The sequence below is a fragment of the Leptothoe sp. ISB3NOV94-8A genome, from assembly GCF_043421595.1.
GTDB classification, from domain to species: domain Bacteria; phylum Cyanobacteriota; class Cyanobacteriia; order Phormidesmidales; family Phormidesmidaceae; genus Leptothoe; species Leptothoe turfae.
Window position 1 is genome coordinate 5,100,287 of sequence record NZ_JAXSQW010000001.1, and the last position, 20,248, is coordinate 5,120,534.

Here is a 20,248-nt window from a genome sequence, read left to right on the forward strand (position 1 = left end):
GTGCTCAACTCCTAATCCTTTTCTTCAACCCACATCAATTTCAACCGTTCCTCAAATCCACCACGTTCCAGCCTCTTCTGTTTTTGGGCCTCTCGCACCTCTTGCCAACTAATACCCAAAACAACAATCAATGTATCCATCACTTCCGCCACATCAGCAAGTTCTTCTGTCAACTCAGCTATAGACTCAGCTCCCTGAACTTCCCTAGTTTCTTCCACAAGTTTCTGTTTCAAAGCTCTTTTATACTTATCTTCAGAAAGTCGCAGTGTCAAAAACTTTTTACCTGCCGCCTCAATGAGGTCCGGCACCTTATCCCGTACAAGCTTGTTATAGTCTTTTCTCACTCAGACTACCTCTACCATCAAAATACTCATCAGCTAACAATCTAAAAGCTGATTAGAAGCAAGGAATCAACTATGCTTCTAATCAGCTCTATTATCTATTGATGGAATGGCTAATGACTTTAGCCGTATTGTATTTTCGCAATCACCGACTGAGCCCTCCGACAGTTGTCAGACTTTAGATATCTAGATCCGCCATGTTCAGCTTTGGACCATAGGTCTCAATAAACTCACGGCGAGGTGCTACACGATCACCCATGAGCACCGTAAAGATCCGCTCGGCCTCCGCTGCATCTTCGATCTCCACCTTCTTCAGCGTGCGACTCTCCGGGTTCATGGTGGTATCCCACAGCTGAGTAGGCATCATTTCACCCAGACCCTTAAATCGCTGCACATTGTATTTTGCATTAGCAGGCAATGCGCTAATACCTCGCTGGAGTTCTTGCTCGCTATAACAGTAGGTATGACTGCGGCCCCGCTCTAACTTATATAAGGGTGGGCAAGCAATGTATACAAAGCCTTGATCGATCAACGCTCGCTGATAGCGGTAGAAGAACGTCAGCAGCAGTGTGCGAATGTGAGCGCCATCCACATCTGCATCTGTCATTAGACAAATGCGATGGTAGCGTAGCTGGGATGCATCAAATTCTTCGCCCTTGATACCTAATCCCAAAGCCGTAATCAATGACTGGACTTCGTTGTTTTTATAAATCTTCGAGTCATCGGTTTTCTCAATGTTGAGAATCTTGCCTCGCAGCGGCAGAATGGCTTGAAAACGACGATCACGCCCCTGCTTGGCACTACCTCCCGCAGAGTCACCCTCTACGATAAAGATTTCTGATTCAGCGGGGTCACGGGAGCTACAGTCTGCCAACTTACCCGGCAGTGTGGAAGACTCTAAAACTGACTTACGTCTGACCAGATCTCGGGCACGACGGGCAGCTTCCGCTGCATTAAAGGATTGAATGGCTTTTTCTAAGATAGAATCCACCACATTGGGATTGAAGTCTAGATACTCGCTCAGGGTTTCCCCAATCAGCGAATCAACAATACCGCGCACCTCGGTATTACCCAGCTTAGTTTTAGTCTGGCCTTCAAATTCGGGTTCTGGCACCTTAACGGAAATAACCGCCGTTAGGCCTTCGCGAATGTTCTCACCAGCGAGGTTGGACTCATTATCCTTACGCTTATTACGCTTGCGAGCAAAATTGTTCATGGTGCGTGTGAGCACCGCTTTGAGTCCCTCTAAATGTGTACCACCATCAACAGTGCGAATATTATTTGCAAAGCCCATCAAGTTATCAGAGTAGGCATCGACAGACCATTGCAGAGCGGCTTCTACTTGGACACCGTTTTTCTCGCCAGTCACGTAAATAATGTCTGGGTGAATAGGCTGCTTCTCTTTATTGATATATTCAACGTATTCACGGATACCGCCTTCATAGAAGTAGCGGTTTACTTTAGGTTCATCTGCCTTGAGCAGTTCTAAGCGATGATCCGTGAACGTAATATCCACACCCGCATTGAGGTACGCTAACTCTCGCAAACGACCGGCCAGGGTGCTGTAATCAAACTCAACGGTCTCCGTAAAAATCAGCTGGTCGGGCTTAAAGCTGACCGATGTACCCGTCTGACTACCAGCACCGCTTTTTACTGATAATTCTCCTTGGGCTTCACCACGCTCGTAGCGTTGAAGATGCTCTTTTTGATTACGCCAGACAGTAACTTCCACCCATTCTGACAAAGCGTTAACCACTGAAACACCCACACCATGGAGACCACCGGATACTTTATAGCCACCACCGCCAAACTTACCGCCAGCGTGGAGGACCGTCATGACGGTTTCCAGGGCAGACTTACCGGTACGGGCATGGACATCCGTGGGAATACCGCGTCCGTCGTCAGTAACGGTGACAGAACCGTCGGCATTAAGGTCGATGGTAATCGTTTTGCAATAACCCGCAAGCGCTTCGTCTACGGAGTTGTCAACAACCTCGTAAACTAGGTGATGCAAACCACGCGGCCCCGTACTACCAATGTACATACCCGGTCGCTTGCGCACAGGTTCCAGGCCTTCAAGCACCTGAATCTGATCAGCACCATAATCGGTTGTCATGCGTTCCTATCTCCTAAGACGGTCGTAAAGCCGCAATAGCATTAGAAATGAAATTGTGCCCCCGAATTCTAGCACAACGGTGTTAAAAGCGATTCTGAATGGATTTTAGAAAGCGTATTTATTAGGGATGGATCAAAAAAATTTACACGTAAAATATACGGACAATTTTCATTGACTAAAATCAGTTTAAAATTTAGTGCTTATGTACCATCCCTTATTATAGTCGTTGGCCCAACGGCATCGGGGAAATCTGGCCTAGCGTTGCAGATAGCTCAGCGGTTAAATGGGGTGATTTTGGGAGCAGATTCACGTCAGGTATACCGTGAGTTTGATATTGGTACGGCAAAGCCATCCTTAGCAGAACAGCAGCAGGTACCTCACTATCTAATTGATATATGTGAGCCGACTGAAACTTTAACAGTTGCTGATTATCAAGCCAAGGCCCAGGAATTAATTCAGCAGATACACGTACGGCAAGAGCAGGTGCCCTTGTTGGTAGGTGGGACAGGGTTGTATGTGAATGCGATCGCAAAAGGTTTAATTATTCCTCGTGTTGCACCTCAACCAAACCTGCGTCAGCAACTGACTGAGTTAGGTCAACCCCAGTGTTATGCCTTTTTACACCAAGTAGACCCGGCAGCGACTCAGCGAATTCACCCCAATGATGCCGTTCGCACCCTGCGTGCATTAGAGGTTTATTATGCGACTGGACATACTATTTCGGCCCAACAAGGCGAAAATCCACCGAACTATCCCCTTATATATGTGGGCTTGGACTGTGGTGAGGACCTACGTCAGCGCATTGCCCAACGCACCCACCATATGATAAATGCTGGTTTGGTAGACGAGGTGCACACCTTGATCAATCGTTACGGTGCGGATTTACCATTATTAAACACGCTAGGGTATGCGGAGATTAAACAGCATTTAGCTGGGGATGTAAGTTTAGCTGAAGCGGCTGCTTTGGTGATTCGTCATACGCAGCAGTTTGCTAAGCGGCAACGGACTTGGTTTAGGAAGGAAAAGGCGATTGAGTGGTTTGATGCTAATGCACCTGATTTGATTGATAGGGTTTGGGATTATGTGTCTGATCGGCTTGTTGGGTTGGATGCAAAACCGGTTATGGGGGGACCTTCTTTCCTTAGCCCCTAAAAATGGACAATCTTGTAGGGGCATTCCCTTGTGGATGCCCTGCGATAACAGGCGCTATCAGTCAGGATTTCGTACAGCCTCATAGTCTGAACGCATTGATTGAAGGGGTAGCTGTAAGGCTTCATTTATGTAGCTTCTCGGCTGGAACCAAAACCGGTTGCGTGGGGTCCCTCCGTGTTCACGTTCGGCTGAGCTCACGTCGAAGCCCACACCCCCTGGGCAGGGCGGGACGCCGCCCTACAACCCTCGTACCAGAGAGTTTTGTCAAATAGCAGGCGTTATTCCAGGGCATGCATAAAACATGCCCCTACTGCCTCAACCCATGGCTCTTACCAATCACCCAATGCCGCCGAAAATACCTCGACAAACTCGACTCCTCCAACGTCAAACAAATCGGCCTCCCATGGGGGCAGGTCCTTGGATTCTTAGTCCGCTGCCAATCATCCAACAACGTTTGCATTGTCTCTAACGTCAACGGCGTCCCATTGCGAATTGCCGTACGACAAGCCGTTGCCACCATCGCCTCATCAACATCTCCACCTAAACTCAACTCCAGCAGAGCATCTGCGCAATCGTCTCGCTCCGCCAACGGTACCGGTACCGAACGCACAGCCCAAAGATTTTCACCAAATAGGTCTACCTCTAAACTCAACCGCCTCAATTGCTCAACCTGACGGGCACTAAGCTGACTCAAAATAATCGCTGGCTCGATCTCAACCGTTTGCCAACGCGATTTAATTTGTTCGTAAATAACCCGCTCATGGGCAATGTGCTGCTCCACTAAACACAGGCCACCACTGTGCTCAGCCACTATATAGGTCTCCTGAACCTGGGCAACAGCCTTAAGCTGACTCGGCAGATTATGATTACTAGGAGCATAACTACCAGCGACCTCAGCCGCCTTAAACAGCTGTTTAGTACGCTGAGTTTGAGCACTGTCCGTCAAATTAGACAGCCGCAACGTCTTCTCAACCGCAAGGGCAATGCGATCGCACCACACGTCCGTATCTTGCAAATAAATCTCCGACTTGGCCGGATTACGATTCCAGTCAATTTGCTTAGCCGGTACCCGCAAATGCAAAAAACACACGGGATAGCGATCGCGGGGTAACGTACGGCGAAAGTTATAGATCAACGACTGTACTAAAACAGGAGCCGTCACCGTTCGTCCATTAATCGCCACCCGTACCCAGTCCGGACGTCCTCGATGACAGCGATCCGGCAATCCCACCAACAGGTTCAACTGCCCATGCGCACACCCCAAATCATCAGCCGTCAAACTTACGTTCGCTAAATCATGGACCGTCACATCCCGCAGAATCTGAGGCAGAATAGTTTTCGCCGTAGACCCCGGCCACAGGGTAAACCAGTCGCGGTCAGTGTGGGCCACCTGCCAGGTGACTTGGGGATGACACAGGGCTAACTGCTGCACAGTTTGTTGCACCTGGCGTAGCTGTTGGGCCACAGACGGCAACACCTGACGACGATTAGGTAATCGTGTAAAAAGAGCATCAGCGGTGACAACGGTGCCAGGTGCGATCGCAACTTCCTCAATCTCTGTCACCGTTCCTTCTGCCCCATAATTCACACGCCAACCCACAGCCCCAGCCACCCGACTACGAATTTCTAAGTCCGATAGCTGCGCCAAACTATGCAGCGCCTCACCCCGAAACCCCAGACTCTGAATTTGACTCAGATCATCACAGGTGCGAATCTTGCTCGTGCTATGGGCCGTGGCCGCTTGTTCTAAGTCAGCACGGGAGATACCCATGCCGTTATCCGTCACCCGGACCCGCCACACCTCTGGCCACAAATGAATCACAATCCTGGTAGCCCCAGCATCCAGCGCATTTTCCGACAGCTCTCGCACAACAGCCGCCAGGGAATCAATCACTTCCCCAGCAGCAATCAGGCTGATCACATCCTGAGATAAACGTTGGATAGGTGAGACGGTGGTAATAGTAAAGGCTCCCTGATGTTGATGTTCTTCTAACGCTATCGCGAAAACCGCCTATCCCCCACTCCCCACCCCCCTCCTCTGATGTACCATAACGGCACCTAATCGGTTCAACGCAATGATGTCAGAGACCTATAAGTCAACAGCAATTGCCAAAATTCAAGACCAGAAAGCCCAAATGCGTCGGTCTCTACTAAAGGCACGCCAGGCGATGCCACCCCAGGTGTGGCAGCAAAAGTGCGATCGCATTTGCACCCATTTAGCCCAATGGCCAACCTTGCAAAACGCGCGCACAATATTGGCTTACTGTAGCTTTCGTAATGAGCCAGACCTAGGAAGCTTGCTGGCTCAACAGCGATCTTGGGGACTCCCACGCTGTCAGGGCAAAGAACTGATTTGGCATCGATGGTTTCCCACCTGTGGCTGGCCATTACGCTCCGGCACCTACGGCATCACCGAACCTGATCCAACATCACCTGTGGTAGATCCTCGCCGGGTAGATGTAATTTTGGTCCCAGCCGTCGCCTGCGATGTCAGAGGATACCGCTTAGGCTATGGCGGAGGATTTTATGACCGCATGCTCAGCCAAACCAGCTGGCAAGGCAAAACGACAATCGGCATTGTATTTGAGTTTGCTCGCCTGCCCGAGATTCCTAAAAACCGCTGGGACCGTCCTTTAGATGGCATCTGTACCGAGAGCGGCCTCTTTCTTGCCAGCTAAAATCCAATAAACGGAGCAGCTAAAATCTCAAAACTTTGAGTCAACTCCACAATCAAGGAAACTTGCCGGTCAATATCGCATTGCCGACGGACTAAGATTCTTTTGAATAGTCACCTGTAAAGTATCGATTTACAGTGATAGTTATCACATACACACACCGATGCATTGCACTAATAAATAGAAATAGATAGTTTCTTAACAAAGCAAATGACATATGTCCTTAAAATCATATCCCAGCAGCTTCTCTTAAGAATCCACAGTGTGGTGAGAAAAGCTCTTATTACTCAGACTAACCTCTGATAGCTTCAAGATGACATTTTTTAACAACAAAAAGTTCAAGTACCTGAGGGCACCTCGATTAATTCAAAAATAGAGTCTCAATATGAGATCATGGTTACGGATTAGGGTTGACAGGGAGACTTCTGATGGGACAACAAGGATTTTGGGATTTTGAGATCCGTCATCAAAAGCTGGAATCAAAAAAAGACCTGTTGACCTGCCTGGACGAGCTGATTCCGTGGGATGAGTTTCGACCGCTGTTAGAAAGCGTGTATGTCAAATCCCGTAAGCGTAAAGCAGGTCGTCGCCCGATAGATGTCATCCTCATGTTTAAGTTGTTAATCCTGCAACAGCTCTACAACATTGGTGACGATGAGCTGGAATACCAAGTGAATGACCGGTTGTCATTTATGCGATTTCTACATCTGGGCCTGGAAGATGCGGTGCCAGACGCGAAAACGGTGTGGTCATTTCGGGAGCGCTTACGCCAGGCCGAGTTAGAGGAAGGACTATTTGAGCAGTTTGGGGCCTATCTGAAGGCAACGGGCTACCAAGCCCAATGTGGTCAAATCGTCGATGCCACCTTAGTGCCAGTGCCTAAACAACGGAATAGTCGAGACGATAATGCCGAGGTCAAAGCAGGCAAGGTGCCTGAGGATTGGCAGGACAAGCCTCATAAGCTATCCCAAAAGGATGTGGAGGCTCGTTGGACCAAAAAGAATGGCACGTCTCATTACGGGTATAAAAACCATATCAATCGGGATGCGGGGCATGGGTTTATTCGTCGGTATACGGTCACCGATGCCTCGGTTCATGATTCTCAGGTATTGGGTCAACTGCTAGATGCGGACAATTCTGATGATGAGATTTGGGCCGATAGCGCCTATCTCTCGATAGCGATTGTCACCGTGTTAGAGATGATGGGTTTTGAGAGCCATCTTAACGAACGAGCCTATCGCAATCGCCCCCTAACAGAGGTGCAGATAGCGGACAATCGTGAGCGTTCAAAAACCCGGGCCAAGGTTGAACATGTATTTGGGTCGATGGTCAATGAGATGGGGGGCAACGTTGTTCGCACCATTGGGTTAGCCAGGGCCAAAACCATGCTCGGCCTCAAAAACTTGACCTACAATCTCAAGCGGTATGTCTTCTGGCAAAAACAAGACATGGCTGAAGTATTTGCCTAAAGGATGGGATATTCAGCTCTAAAACGGACACAATGCATGGGGGGTGTTTATTTCATATTCTGATTTCCAGAAACAAGGCTGGATAACAGTCTTATTTGAGACTCGATTCCTCAAAAAATCAATAAATAGAGGTGCCCCTGAGCATATTGAAAAATCAAAAACAACAAGACAACTTGTATTGAACTTCGAACCAGACTTAAGTCGAAGTGACAAAAAAGTAGCACGAGTGTTAGTAGTAAATACTGGCTAGAGTTCTTAATGAGTCGAAGGAAGTCCTTCTGATTCTTTAGGTTAAAGGCGTTTCACACGTCAGATGCATCTATTTCTTCTTTCTGCACCGAATTAGCTATGAGAGAAATTCGTCACAATGACCACACAGAATCGAGAAGGCCTCAGCCGTTCTTCGGACGAGGATCAAGGCGTTAGTTCCCGACAAACAATTCTAAGCTATAGCTTCAAACGTCTGCTTCTCATACTGTGGGACCCCATTAATATTTTAGGCACTTGCCTAATGGGTCAAAGACTTTGGAGCCAAGTTACCGAAGAAGTTCGAGAAGCAATTGCTTTATGTCTACTTTTGCAACTCCCAGATTTAATTGGTCAACTAATACTTCAAGAAAATTTTTCTAGCCTTATTATGTGCCCCAAGGATATTTGGAGCGTTAATCGTTACGCATGTATTGTCATAGTTACATCTGACTACTTATTATGGCTCACAATTGGTGCTCGCATATTGACTCGCTCAATAATAAACATTCGAAGCATCTTCATAGATATGAAAAAAAACCAATAAAAATGATGAGATTGTGAGTAAGTTACGTTGATCGACGTGGTGCTTAGAGGGAATTCTTTTATAAGATAGAGAGAAACTAGTCACAGAATCCATACTATAGTGGGCCTGGTTAAGGCATAAACCGATGAAAAACATCAAAGTAATTAGGGATATTGCTCAACCAATGGCTGTTCTACTCTTTGCGATGTTAGTAACAGATGGGCGTCCCTCTAAATTTGGCATATACATCACCTTACTCGTAGTTTTTACATTATTAGTAAGAAAATATTCGCATCAATATAAGCAAAAAGAACTAGTTTATAAATTTCGCAGTTTAGGTTCAGGTAATAGTTCACAAAGAACTATATACAAATCACTTCAAAATTTAAGCAACACCTTAAATGAAGGTGACTTAGCATGGCTATCAAAAGTAGGAGAAAAGAGACAGCTAAAATCAGGAGAGATCCTCATTGATGAGCAGAAACATCTTTCTCATCTATTTATAGTAATCAGCGGAAACTTTAGGGTTTATTCAAAATATCTCGAAGCTAGTGAAGTTGCTAATATCGAAGTCCGATCAGTAGTGGGGGAGATGTCTTTCCTCACTAACATGGTTCCTTCCGCAACTGTTGAAGCTAGTAGCGAGTCACTAATACTAGCGATATCTAGAAGTGATATAGAGAAGCGGATAGTACAGGAAAGTGATTTTGGCTATCGTTTTTCTAAAGCTATTGCATCTATCACTGCTGACCGGCTCAAAAACACTACTATCGGTTATTGGAAAAACACTCATCGTCCCTCCGTATCTAGCCCTTACTCACATGACAACAACTTAGCCTCTACACAAGCTAGTGAAAGTGAGAGTGAGAGCTTTTCAAAAGACAGTCGCCCATCACGTTCTTCTTCAGCTAAAGCAAGGAACTTGCGTCCTCGCTTTATTGTAGCAGCAGCACTAAGTGGACTTGTGACCCCTAAAGATGCATAAAGGTTATTCAATTTATTTTCCCCAATTCAATGTTCTCCTAAATTTCAAAACCTGAAAGCGTCAATTTCCCAATCATTTTTCCAGACTCTAAACGCTCGTGAGCCTGAGCTAGAGTAGCAGTACTAAGAGGCCCCAGATGCTCTGTCATTGTGCTTTTAACAATCCCCTGATCTATCAACTTTGCGACTTGATTAAGCAATTGATGCTGACTAATCATATTATTAGTTTCATGTAGAGCCTTAGTGAACATAAATTCCCAGGCGAACGTAACACTCTTATTCTTTAATAGATTGAGATCAGGGGGTTCTTTGACCGAAACAACAGCACAAATACTACCTTGAGGTTTAATCACATCAGCCATCACCTGCCAATAGTGGTTTGTGTCATTAAGACAGAGGATATAGTCAACGGCAGTAATCTCAAGTCTTTCAAGCTGGACACGCAAGTTTTCATGATGATTAACACAGTGGGATGCCCCCAACTGCATACACCACTTTCTTGACACATCTCTGGAAGCCGTCGCAATCACCCGTAAACCAGCGTACTTTGCCAGCTGGATGGCCATAGAGCCCACCCCACCTGCGCCACCAATAATTAAAAGAGTTGCATCACTACTGCGAGGTTCAGGAGAAATATTTAAACGTTCAAAAAGAGATTCCCAGGCAGTAATGGTCGTTAGCGGCAGCGCGGCAGATTCCTCAAAGGACAAGCTCCTGGGCTTATGACCCACAATTCGCTCATCCACCAAATGATATTCGCTGTTACATCCCTGTCGTGCAATACTACCGGCGTAGTAAACGCCATCTCCAGGCTTGAACAGCGTCACCCGCTCACCTACAGCAGTCACCACACCCGCCACATCCCAACCTAAAATCTTAGGGGTGATCAACCGCCCCTGCACAGAGGCACGCATCTTACAATCAATGGGGTTTACAGATACGGCACGCACCTGCACCTGCAAATCTCGCTGACCAGGAGTTAACTCATTGAGGAAACACTCAGCAAAACAATCAGGATGCCCCGTCGGCAAAAATTGACTAACACCAAATGCTTTGATCATCATGACAGCGATGGGAAAATCTTACCGAGATCGCAACATACCTCCCCTAACTTAGATAGTTACAGATTCAGACTAAAAGACGCCATAAAATACTATAAAACATCAATTCATGACAAATGAGGCGGCTATTGCCATAGAAAAACTAAATATGATTGCTTACATAATAACAAAAAGGGCAACAAAACAGTATACGAATACACATGTCAATCCATTGATTCATACAAAAAAGTCTTCTAGCTGACAGACTAACTACACAACAATGTGGTTATACTCAGAATTGAAAGCACCACATACACTTCGCCAACGGGTCTTTCATTTATTCTACAAGCAGATAAAATATTGTTTTTTCTGTTTCATAACCTAAAAATCATCTTGTTTGATGTAGCCTAAGCTACTTACCCAAAGTTTGTCGGGGAAATTATTGGTTTGGGCAGTTCCACTAAGTTTTTTGTGGTTTTGTCTGATACTGTAAAGTTTGTTATATTGCGGTTGCTATTTTCTCGGAACAACAATGGCAAATACCCCCCCAGCTGTTAAAGCGTTTATCTCGGCATACGACAGTGAGCCTTTGGCGTACCAAAATTTGGACGATGCCATTGAAGCTGTTTGCTGTGGCGAGGTTTTTAGAAGTTTAATTCTCGCATTGGTCAATAGTCCCGCCTTCTCCGAAGAACTGGGCAAAGAGTTTGAAGCAGCAGGTGCGATCGCAGGTTTATCAGCCTGTCGCAGTTTACGCAGTTGCCTAAACTTCTCCATTAGTCGATTTTTTGGACTGTTGGCAGAAGTAATTTCTGCCTTTGATCAAACAGCTGGGGAGGAGTGGAGTACATTCGCAGACCGAGTACACCAGTCAAATTTAGGGGGTAGTAAGCTATTAGAGCGTCTGCTGCGAAGCGCTGACAGAAATTTCTATCAAGACCTGGCCGCACATTTGGTTGACGAAAATCCCCACGCGGTTTATCCAACGTCTAGCTACCGTGAGAGTCAGGCCTCTGTGGTCAGCACCGATGACGATCAGATCATCGAAGCGGTCATGACATCACGGACATTCACGTCAATTCGTGTAGTCGAAAACTGTTTAGACCCCCAGGAAACAGTTTTAAGAGACATGTATATTGCCCATGGGCGATGCGTTTGCATGGTCGACCAAAATGTCGAAAATTACTACGGGGAGCAAATCGAGAAGTATTTCAAGCACCACGGCATTCACCTGGAGAAACTAGTTTACCGGGCCATGGAAGTGGATAAGGGTATTCATACCGTGGAACGTATGCTTGGCGATTTCAAAATGATTGGCGTCTGCCGTAACGAACCTGTACTTATCATTGGTGGTGGTGTTTTGACTGACACTGGTGGGTTGGCCTGTGCCCTTTACCACCGCAACACTCCCTATGTCATGCTTTCCACGTCCATTGTGGCAGGCATTGATGCAGGTCCTTCTCCTCGCACTTGCTGCGATGGATTTGGTTATAAGAATCTCTTTGGAGCCTACCATGCACCTGTGCTCTCCCTAACCGATCGCTCGTTCTTTAAGACATTGCGGGAAGGGTGGTTGCGCCACGGTATTGCCGAGATCATCAAAATGGCAACCGTCAAGAATATTGAGCTGTTTGAGTATCTAGAACAGGCTGGCCCTGAATTGATTGAGACTCGCTTTGGGACTCTCAACTGTGAGCCTGGCGCTGATATTAGCACTCTTTCTCAAAAAATTCTGGGTGCCGCCCTCAGAAGCTACGTTGAAGCTGAGTACGACAACCTTTATGAGACTCACCAGTGTCGTCCCCACGCCTACGGCCACACTTGGTCACCCGGTTTCGAAATTGAGGCTGGCTTGTTGCACGGGCATGCTGTAGCCATTGGCATGGGCTTTGGCGCGTATCTAAGCTACCGCGACAGCTGGATCACAGCTGATGAGTTCCACCGGATTCTTCGCCTGATCAGTTCCTTTGGGTTAAGTCTTTGGAATGACGTACTACTTAATAACGACACTCTCTGGGCTTCTCAAGAAAAGATTGTTCAGAAACGGGGCGGCAACTTAGCCGCGCCCCTACCCAAGGGTGGGGTTGGTAAATGTGGTTATCTCAACTCAATGACTCAAGAGGAGCTATACGAAGCGATCAGCGCCTATCGTAAAATTTGCCAAGACTATCCACGTCAGGGAGTTGGCATCGATCCACTTTGCAGCGATGTTGGCCTCGAAGATCCATCTACAGTTGGCCACAGCCTGATGGAAACTGTCAAAGCCCATTCTACAGAACCAACTGAACTGCTATCTCCTGTTTAAATGATTCTAGGAGATTAGTATAAAACAACGGTCGTGGCCTCTATTTAGGAGGTCGCGATCGCGTCCAGTTAATCCCAATGCTTTGAGAACCTATGGCACACCCACCTTTTGATATTGTCATCCCCCTCTTTCGTACTCGATGGAATACACGGGCGGTCATGGAAGGGCTCACCCATCATTATCAGCCTCGCTCAATACATATCATCACCCTACCTACAGAAGTAGCTAGTCTCCAGGAAAAGTCTCAAGGCTGGAAAACAGCCCCGATCCATATTCACAACGAAGAAATCTTTTTCCAGGCAAGTGGGCTGACCAAAACTGTCATCTGTGAAGAGCTTAATTTAGGCAAGTCTTTGTATAACCCTGGCTGGTTTTATCAGCAGCTTCTGAAACTAGGGGCCTTTGAAGGCATCTCTAATCTCAGCGAATGGTATCTAGTGTGGGACAGTGATCTACTCCCAGCCGCAACCTGGCCTGCATTTCGTGGTGAGGATACGACCTTAGAACATACCTTTGCACTGCTACAACACAACAAATATGGCAATCCTGCCATTGTTGGCAAATGGGATACCTGGATTCGCAACGTGTTAGGTGTAACACCACTGACAGACGAAACTGGCACGTTTATCCCCCATCACATGTGGTTTAAGCAAGAACACCTCAAAACATTTGCCCAGCGCATCAATTATCATTACACATCGACCGATCACTGGCTCTCCCTAATGATGCGTTCAGCCAATGGTTTTGGCACATTTAGTGAGTATTGGGCCTATGTTTCTTGGGTTGCTACTCAAGCTCCAACAGACATCGCATTTTATCCCTATGCTCAGTATGGTGAGACCACTGAGCGCTTCTTTGATGATGGCACTGGCATGTTTTCAACGTCTCTTAGAAAGTATCTCTCCATTAATTCCGTTGGACCAGATGATGGATTCTCCCCTTCCTATAAAGAGGTCAACACATTTATTCAAACAGAATATGGTGCAGATGCCTTACCCTCATCTCTAGCCTTTGAGAGCAGCCCTCGCCATTTAAAGAAAAATAGTGAAAATATGCACATTGAGGAACAACGTTCTCGTTGGAATCCTCGTATAGTAGAGGAAGCGGCTACAGTTTAATGAATGATGCAGTGAAGGGTAAAGAGTAGAAAGTCAAGAGTCACTCTTTATCCCTTTACTTTCCACCGCTTTACTCTTTATCCAGCTTTGCTGCTGCTTGCTTCACCCCATCTAACAGCTCCAAGGAAAGATGCAATCCGTTGAGATCAATGGCACCAGCCTTGGGCTTGGGTTGAGGTCCATGGTAATCACTACCGCCAGTCATGAGTAAGTCGTACTGTGCACAAAGTTCTTCGAGAACCCGCTCTTCACTAATGCTGTGCTGTGGGTGATACACTTCCACACCCATCAGACCTGCCTTAACCAATTCTGGCAATACCTCTTCTACAATGCCACCTCTAAACAAATAGGGGTGGGCCCACACAGGCACAGCACCACAGCTTCTTAGCAACTCTATCCCTTCTTGAGCAGTAAATTTTTCGTAGGGAACATAGGCCGGACCATGATCGCCGATAAACCGCTGGAAGGCTTCTTGTTGAGATGTCACATGGCCCGCTGCCAGCAGTGCATTAGCGATATGGGGGCGACCAGGGGCCATGGTGCCCGGCATCGGTGGTAGTGCAATGGGAAAGCCTAACTCAGCCAGCTTATCTACCATTTTCTGAGCCCGGCGATGACGGCCCTGAATACGCTCGCTTAAGGGTGTTGCTAGCTTTTGTGGATCTGGGTAAAACCCCAGAATATGCATAGAACGCTCGTTATATGTCGTACTGAGTTCAATACCAGGAACTATTTCCAAGTCGTAGGATTGAGCCGCTGAACGGGCTTCAGTCCACCCAGAAATTGTATCGTGATCGGTAATCGCCAACGCTTTAACACCTTTGGCCGCAGCCCGTTCCACCAGTTTTTGTGGTGTGAGGGTCCCGTCAGAAAAGGTGGTGTGGCAGTGGAGTTCAAGCATAAGGTATGGAAAGGCGGTGGGTAGTAGACTGAATGACGGCCTACCTTTCCTATTATGGGCAGATTTAGTGGCTACCGGCTCAGCCAAGAAAAATAAGGATTTGTTGATACAACTCGATATTCACTAAATAGCCTGTGTAGTATGTCCATAGGAAATCGTAGCGGCTTGCCCATGGATGTCCGAAAAGTCTTGATTTTGGCAGTGAACCCCAAGGATACGGCAGACCTACGTCTGGATGAAGAAATTCGTCAGATTAAGGAAGCACTAAAGCTGTCAGAGGGTCGGGCAAACTTTGAGGTGGTCATTGAGCCAGCTGTGCGCACAGGCGATCTACACCGACACTTGCTACAGCATAAGCCTCAGATTGTGCACTTTTCAGGCCATGGTGTCGGCGCACGAGGGTTGGCCTTTGAGGACAAGAACGGTATTTCTAAACTGATTAGTACTGCTACCCTGACTCGTCTATTTCGACTCTGCGGTGGTGTGGAATGTGTGCTGCTCAATGCCTGCCATTCTGTGGCCCAAGCTAATGCGATTTTAGAGCATGTGAACCATGTGATCGGCATGACCGATGCCATTGGCGATCAGGCATCGATCAAGTTTGCGGAAGGATTTTATGACGGACTAGGGTATGGCCGGAATTATGCCGATGCCTTTGAGTTTGGCCTGGTTGGAATTGGGGCAGAAGGGATACCCGAAGAAGAAACGCCTGTTTTACGGATAAAGGGGGAAGGGAGCAAGGAAAATGTGAAAGCCCCAGAAGTTGCTCACTGCATACCACTCGGCCAAACTAATCCCCAAGCTAAAATTGCTCAAAAACAAATATTTATCAGCTACAAACGCGATGTAGTCCCTGATGAAACCGTAGCTCTACAGCTTTATGAGGGGCTAGGACAAAGCAATGATGTATTCATTGACCAGCGCATGTTGGTAGGTACCCGCTGGGCAGAGCAACTGGAGACGAACATCCGTCAGGCAGATGCTGTGGTGGTTTTACTATCAACTCATTCAGTAAACAGCGAAATGGTGCTGCAGGAAATTGAGCTAGCGCACAAAGTGGCCGAGGCCAATGGTGGTAAACCTCGTATTTTGCCGGTGCGTCTAGCCTATCGAGATCCATTTCAGCATCCACTAAGTGTATATTTGAATCCAATTAACTGGGCGCTATGGGATAGCGAGGCAGATACTCCAGATTTGATTTCAGAGCTGCAGCAGGCTATTGATGGGGGAGTGCTATCCATTGATGAGCAACGGAAGGCCGATGTGGTTAAAGCTGCACCAAAGGTCAAGATTCCTCAACCACTACCCGTGGCCCAACCGGTTGCCAAGCTAGAACTCCCCGAGGGCACCATGGATACTGCCTCGGACTTTTATATCGAGCGGAATTGTGACCGCATAGCTCTCAGCGTGATTGAGCAACAGGGTGTGACCATGACCATCAAAGGTCCCCGGCAGATGGGTAAAAGCTCTTTACTCAATCGGCTGATGGAGGCAGCCGTCGAGGCGGGCAAACAGATTGCTTTTTTGGACTTTCAGCTGTTTGATCGAGCAGCTTTACAGGATGCCGATGAATTTTACCAGCAGTTTTGCTTCTGGCTCACGGATGAACTGGACATGGAAGATGAGGTAGAAGCTTATTGGAAGAAGAATCTGGGGAATCCCCAGCGCTGTACCCGCTATGTGGACAAACACATTCTCAAAAATTTGGAGCAGCCTCTAGTGCTGGCCATGGATGAGGTAGAACGGATTTTTGATACTCCGTTTCGCAATGACTTCTTTAGTATGTTGCGCAGCTGGCACAATCAGCGAGCCACAAAGAAAAGTTGGAAGCAGTTGGACCTGACTTTTGTCACTTCGACAGAGCCCTATCAGCTAATCGCAGATTTGAACCAATCACCCTTTAATGTTGGGGAGAACTTACGTCTCCAAGACTTTGACGACCAGCAGGTACATCTGCTCAATGAACTTCACGGACTACCTCTGACCACTGTTGACGAACAACGCTTAATGAAATTGGTGAATGGGCATCCCTACCTGGTGCGTAAGGCCTTGTATTTGGTGGCTAGCAACCGGATGACAGCCCAGGAACTGTTTGCAAAAGCACAGGAAGAGAATAGCCCATTTGTCGATCATTTGAAGTATCACCTGTTTCGTATATATGGAAATAAAGTATTGGTAAAAGCGTTTCTGAGAATTCTCAAGGATCAAGTATGTGAAGACGAAGTAATGTATTTTCGGCTGCATGGAGCGGGTTTAGTTTGTCGAGACGGACAGAGTGTTTTTCCAAGATGTCAACTATATGCAGACTATTTTGAGGAGCATTTGAGCTAATGCGAAACGCACAGCAAAGTATTCGATCTTTTGTCGGGCATCTTCGCTTTCGACACCTCCCCTTGGAAAGGGAAGATTTCACCTTTCAACTCTCTCCCATCTATTAGACGGAGCCCTCTAGTCATGACTCGTTCGATTTACACAACTGGCGGGACCGTACAAGCAGGTGGGGGCATCTATCTATCTCGCAAGGCTGATGATGAACTGTTGCAACTCTGTCGCGAAGGCCAGTTTGCCTATGTGTTGACTTCCCGACAGATGGGTAAATCGAGCCTGATGGTACAAACGGCAGCCCGACTCGAAAACCAAGGTATCACCTCCGTCATCATTGACCTGACAAAAATCGGGACAAACGTTACGCCGGAACAGTGGTATCTGGGAGTGCTAACCGAAATTGACGAGAGCCTGATGCTCGATACGGATATTTTTGATTGGTGGGAGGATCATAATCATCTTGGTGTCACCCAACGACTGACACGATTCTTTGAGGAGATTCTTCTAAACGAAGTCGAAGGGCGCATCGTGTTGTTTGTGGATGAGATTGACACGACACTAAGCCTAAAGTTTACCGATGACTTTTTTATTGCAATTCGATATTTTTACACGGTGCGGGCGCAGAAGAAACAGCTGGGACGTCTGTCGGTGGTATTGATTGGGGTGGCATCGCCAGGGGAACTCATTAAAGATCCTAAGCGTACACCCTTCAATATTGGGAAACGCGTTGAACTGAGAGATTTCAGTTTTGAAGAAGCACAACCCTTAGTAACGGGCTTTAAAATTCCTTTCCATGAGACTAACCAACTTTTGAAGTGGATTTTTCATTGGACAAATGGTCATCCCTATCTCACTCAAAGACTGTGCCATCACATCTCGCACAGAAGCTTCTTAGAAGGAATTAACAAAAATATAGTTAATACTATCGCTTCCGATATCTTTTTACAAGAAAAAACATCTTTAGACACTAACATTGAGTTTGTGAGAGACATGCTCACAAAGCGTTCTCCTAATGTAATAGAAACTTTAAATACCTACCTCAAAATCATTAAAGAAAACAGGACATCAATTCTAGATGAAGAACAAAACATTCTTAAATCACATCTAAAATTATCAGGCATAGTAGTTTCACACAATCAACAGCTACGTATCAGAAATCTCATCTACAAAAAAGTGTTTAACAAGCACTGGGTACGTACAACACTTGCCAATGAAATGCCCCCAGTTCAAGGTGTCAGCTATAGTGCACTTGCTAATGCCTTGATCATCATAATCTTGAAATTTCTAGGAGTATTTGTCCCTCTAGAATTATATTTTTATGACACCGTAACACGACTTTCTGTCCAGAAAGCTCAACCATTAGAAAACATAATAGTTGTAGGTATTACTGAGGCTGATATTCGTGATTATAATCAATGGCCTCTTAACGATAACACTGTTGCCGAGCTGCTAGAGCGCCTACAAAGCTATAAGCCTACAGTCATTGGATTAGATTTAGTCCGAGATATTGAACACCCTCCTGGGCAAGAGCGTTTAGCCCGTCAACTAGCAATTAACAATGTCTATGGCATCTACGATGTAGGCTTGGTTCCGACTCGTACCATTTCAGCTCCAGAAGGTATGAATCCGTCTCGTACTGGGTTTGCAGACTTTGTTGCCGATACCGATGGGGTAATCCGACGTAACTTTATGTTTGCCTCGATTAAACCTGATGAATTTTACGCTTTAGGTTTACAGCTAAGTCTCCATTTTTTGAGAGAACACTATGGCTCAAATATTTTTCATAAAAGCTCAGAGGGGTTGACTATTGCAGATACATTTTTTCCCACATTGGCTCCAAATACAGGTGGTTATCAAAATAATGAAGACATGACTGGCTATCAAGTGATGTTACAATATCAAATTAAAAATGAGGCCATTCGACAGGTATCTCTAACAGATGTTCTCGAAAACAATGTTGACTCTGCCTGGTTTGAGAATAAGGTGGTCTTAATTGGGACTGTGGCCCCCAGCATTAAGGACACCTTGTTGACGTCCCTCAATACTCAATCTGGTTCTTTTTCTAGAACGCCCGGGGTAATTCTGCACGCTCATGCGGTCACACAAATTCTTTCTAGCGTTTTAGACAAGAAACCTTTAATTAGAACAACACCTGAATCTTTAGAAATTTCGCTTGTTTTTATTTGCTCAATCTTCGGTAGTTTTATTCTTCGAAATTTCATTCAAAAGCAACGTGACGGGGTTTTTTTAATATTAGGTGGTACATGTTTAATAGTATCAATATATTCAGTCGCTTTAATTTATTTCTATCTTTGGATCCCAGTGGTTCCCTCTGCTCTTGCTTGGGCAACTCTCACGTATCAATGGCAATTCGAAAAAGATAAATCCTAAATTTTTCGAATTACTGGACAGCTAATACCCCACATGTAGGTTGGGTTAAACCCTCAACAACATTTTCGCCATGCGCCCAAACCTCTAATACCCCAACATCACCAACATCCCAAAATTTGAAATCATGGAGATTCATCGACCGGATTAATAACGAAGGGTATCGATTGTTGGGTTTCATCCCTTAACCCAACCTACGTCTCCATGGCATTTCCGTTGGACAACCTAATCAATTGCTAAAATAAGCAAAACAACACCCTTCCAAACATATGGGTACTGCACAATCATTATCAAACACCTCAGAAAAGAACATACTTACCCATAAAGCAGTTGCAGCATCCATTCAAGAAAACTTGCAAAGCATTCAAAGTTTTGATGTCAAATCTCTAGAACTGTTTGGGTCAGTGGCACGCAACGAAGCCACAGAATCAAGTGACCTGGATCTTCTAGTTGATTTCAATAGTCCTGCGACCTTTGATCGCTATATGGATCTAAAGTTTTTCCTTGAAAATTTATTTAAATGTCCCATTGATCTTGTGACCAAACGTTCTCTGAAACCTGCACTACAAGCAACTGTCTTAAAGGAAGCCATCCGTGTCGCGTGATATATCTTTTTACCTGAACGACATTCTCAGAGGGTATCGATTGTTGGGTTTCGTGCC

14 protein-coding genes are annotated in these 20,248 nt (G+C 46.1%); 9 read left to right on the plus strand and 5 right to left on the minus strand.

Annotated features, from left to right (window positions below):
* Positions 1-11 precede the first annotated feature (11 nt).
* Both SPB21_RS21750 and gyrB read right to left on the minus strand, forming a co-directional pair.
* Positions 12-344, minus strand: coding sequence for a pyrophosphohydrolase domain-containing protein (locus SPB21_RS21750; protein ID WP_499867708.1), 333 nt, complete (start codon positions 342-344; stop codon positions 12-14).
* Positions 345-519: 175 nt separating this feature from the next.
* Positions 520-2,457, minus strand: a complete 1,938-nt coding sequence (gyrB, locus tag SPB21_RS21755; protein ID WP_163671035.1) for a DNA topoisomerase (ATP-hydrolyzing) subunit B — start codon at positions 2,455-2,457, stop codon at positions 520-522.
* Positions 2,458-2,628: 171 nt separating this feature from the next.
* On the opposite strand from gyrB, the gene miaA reads away from it, so the two are divergent.
* Complete coding sequence (miaA, locus tag SPB21_RS21760) at positions 2,629-3,609, plus strand: tRNA (adenosine(37)-N6)-dimethylallyltransferase MiaA (protein ID WP_499867709.1); 981 nt, start codon at positions 2,629-2,631, stop codon at positions 3,607-3,609.
* Positions 3,610-3,916: 307 nt separating this feature from the next.
* On the opposite strand, the gene mutL is transcribed toward miaA, so the two are convergent.
* Positions 3,917-5,569 (minus strand): DNA mismatch repair endonuclease MutL, encoded by a 1,653-nt coding sequence (gene mutL, locus SPB21_RS21765; protein WP_499868735.1) that lies wholly within the window; start codon positions 5,567-5,569, stop codon positions 3,917-3,919.
* A gap of 115 nt (positions 5,570-5,684) precedes the next feature.
* Between mutL and SPB21_RS21770 the strand changes: the two genes are divergently transcribed.
* The 3 genes from SPB21_RS21770 to SPB21_RS21780 all read left to right on the plus strand — a co-directional run bounded on the left by SPB21_RS21770 (position 5,685) and on the right by SPB21_RS21780 (position 9,510).
* Positions 5,685-6,287, plus strand: coding sequence for a 5-formyltetrahydrofolate cyclo-ligase (locus SPB21_RS21770; protein ID WP_163700002.1), 603 nt, complete (start codon positions 5,685-5,687; stop codon positions 6,285-6,287).
* A 425-nt stretch (positions 6,288-6,712) separates the two neighbouring features.
* Positions 6,713-7,753: an IS5 family transposase gene (locus tag SPB21_RS21775; protein ID WP_499867710.1), complete on the plus strand. Its 1,041-nt coding sequence runs from the start codon at positions 6,713-6,715 to the stop codon at positions 7,751-7,753.
* Between the two features lie 917 nt (positions 7,754-8,670).
* Positions 8,671-9,510 carry a cyclic nucleotide-binding domain-containing protein gene (locus SPB21_RS21780; RefSeq protein ID WP_499867711.1) on the plus strand — a complete coding sequence of 280 codons (840 nt, stop codon included), beginning with the start codon at positions 8,671-8,673 and terminating at the stop codon, positions 9,508-9,510.
* Positions 9,511-9,547: 37 nt separating this feature from the next.
* Here the strand turns inward: SPB21_RS21780 and SPB21_RS21785 are convergent, their stop codons facing one another.
* Positions 9,548-10,573 carry a zinc-binding alcohol dehydrogenase family protein gene (locus SPB21_RS21785; protein WP_499867712.1) on the minus strand — a complete coding sequence of 342 codons (1,026 nt, stop codon included), beginning with the start codon at positions 10,571-10,573 and terminating at the stop codon, positions 9,548-9,550.
* A 508-nt stretch (positions 10,574-11,081) separates the two neighbouring features.
* Between SPB21_RS21785 and SPB21_RS21790 the strand changes: the two genes are divergently transcribed.
* Positions 11,082-12,854, plus strand: a complete 1,773-nt coding sequence (locus SPB21_RS21790; RefSeq protein WP_499867713.1) for a sedoheptulose 7-phosphate cyclase — start codon at positions 11,082-11,084, stop codon at positions 12,852-12,854.
* Positions 12,855-12,946: 92 nt separating this feature from the next.
* A complete protein-coding gene (locus SPB21_RS21795; RefSeq protein WP_163699996.1) occupies positions 12,947-13,972 on the plus strand; it encodes a DUF6492 family protein in 1,026 nt (341 codons plus the stop codon).
* 70 nt (positions 13,973-14,042) lie between these two features.
* Here SPB21_RS21795 and SPB21_RS21800 read toward each other — a convergent pair whose 3' ends face one another.
* On the minus strand, positions 14,043-14,873 hold the full coding sequence (locus SPB21_RS21800; protein ID WP_163699993.1) for a PHP domain-containing protein: 831 nt from the start codon (positions 14,871-14,873) through the stop codon (positions 14,043-14,045).
* Between the two features lie 171 nt (positions 14,874-15,044).
* Here SPB21_RS21800 and SPB21_RS21805 point away from each other — a divergent pair, with 171 nt between their 5' ends.
* The 3 genes from SPB21_RS21805 to SPB21_RS21815 all read left to right on the plus strand — a co-directional run bounded on the left by SPB21_RS21805 (position 15,045) and on the right by SPB21_RS21815 (position 20,191).
* Complete coding sequence (locus tag SPB21_RS21805; protein WP_499867714.1) at positions 15,045-17,204, plus strand: AAA-like domain-containing protein; 2,160 nt, start codon at positions 15,045-15,047, stop codon at positions 17,202-17,204.
* 123 nt (positions 17,205-17,327) lie between these two features.
* A complete protein-coding gene (locus SPB21_RS21810; RefSeq protein WP_499867715.1) occupies positions 17,328-19,589 on the plus strand; it encodes a CHASE2 domain-containing protein in 2,262 nt (753 codons plus the stop codon).
* 266 nt (positions 19,590-19,855) lie between these two features.
* A complete protein-coding gene (locus SPB21_RS21815) occupies positions 19,856-20,191 on the plus strand; it encodes a nucleotidyltransferase family protein (RefSeq protein ID WP_499867716.1) in 336 nt (111 codons plus the stop codon).
* Positions 20,192-20,248: the final 57 nt, after the last annotated feature.

Bases quoted from the DNA above. Each gene is read 5' to 3' on its own strand.
- SPB21_RS21780 (WP_499867711.1), top strand. From the start codon at position 8,671: ATGAAAAACATCAAAGTAATTAGGGATATTGCTCAACCAATGGCTGTT.
- SPB21_RS21775 (WP_499867710.1), top strand. From the start codon at position 6,713: ATGGGACAACAAGGATTTTGGGATTTTGAGATCCGTCATCAAAAGCTG.
- SPB21_RS21800 (WP_163699993.1), bottom strand. From the start codon at position 14,873: ATGCTTGAACTCCACTGCCACACCACCTTTTCTGACGGGACCCTCACA.
- SPB21_RS21805 (WP_499867714.1), top strand. From the start codon at position 15,045: ATGGATGTCCGAAAAGTCTTGATTTTGGCAGTGAACCCCAAGGATACG.
- SPB21_RS21790 (WP_499867713.1), top strand. From the start codon at position 11,082: ATGGCAAATACCCCCCCAGCTGTTAAAGCGTTTATCTCGGCATACGAC.
- SPB21_RS21770 (WP_163700002.1), top strand. From the start codon at position 5,685: ATGATGTCAGAGACCTATAAGTCAACAGCAATTGCCAAAATTCAAGAC.
- gyrB (WP_163671035.1), bottom strand. From the start codon at position 2,457: ATGACAACCGATTATGGTGCTGATCAGATTCAGGTGCTTGAAGGCCTG.
- SPB21_RS21815 (WP_499867716.1), top strand. From the start codon at position 19,856: ATGGGTACTGCACAATCATTATCAAACACCTCAGAAAAGAACATACTT.
- SPB21_RS21795 (WP_163699996.1), top strand. From the start codon at position 12,947: ATGGCACACCCACCTTTTGATATTGTCATCCCCCTCTTTCGTACTCGA.
- SPB21_RS21785 (WP_499867712.1), bottom strand. From the start codon at position 10,573: ATGATGATCAAAGCATTTGGTGTTAGTCAATTTTTGCCGACGGGGCAT.
- SPB21_RS21810 (WP_499867715.1), top strand. From the start codon at position 17,328: ATGACTCGTTCGATTTACACAACTGGCGGGACCGTACAAGCAGGTGGG.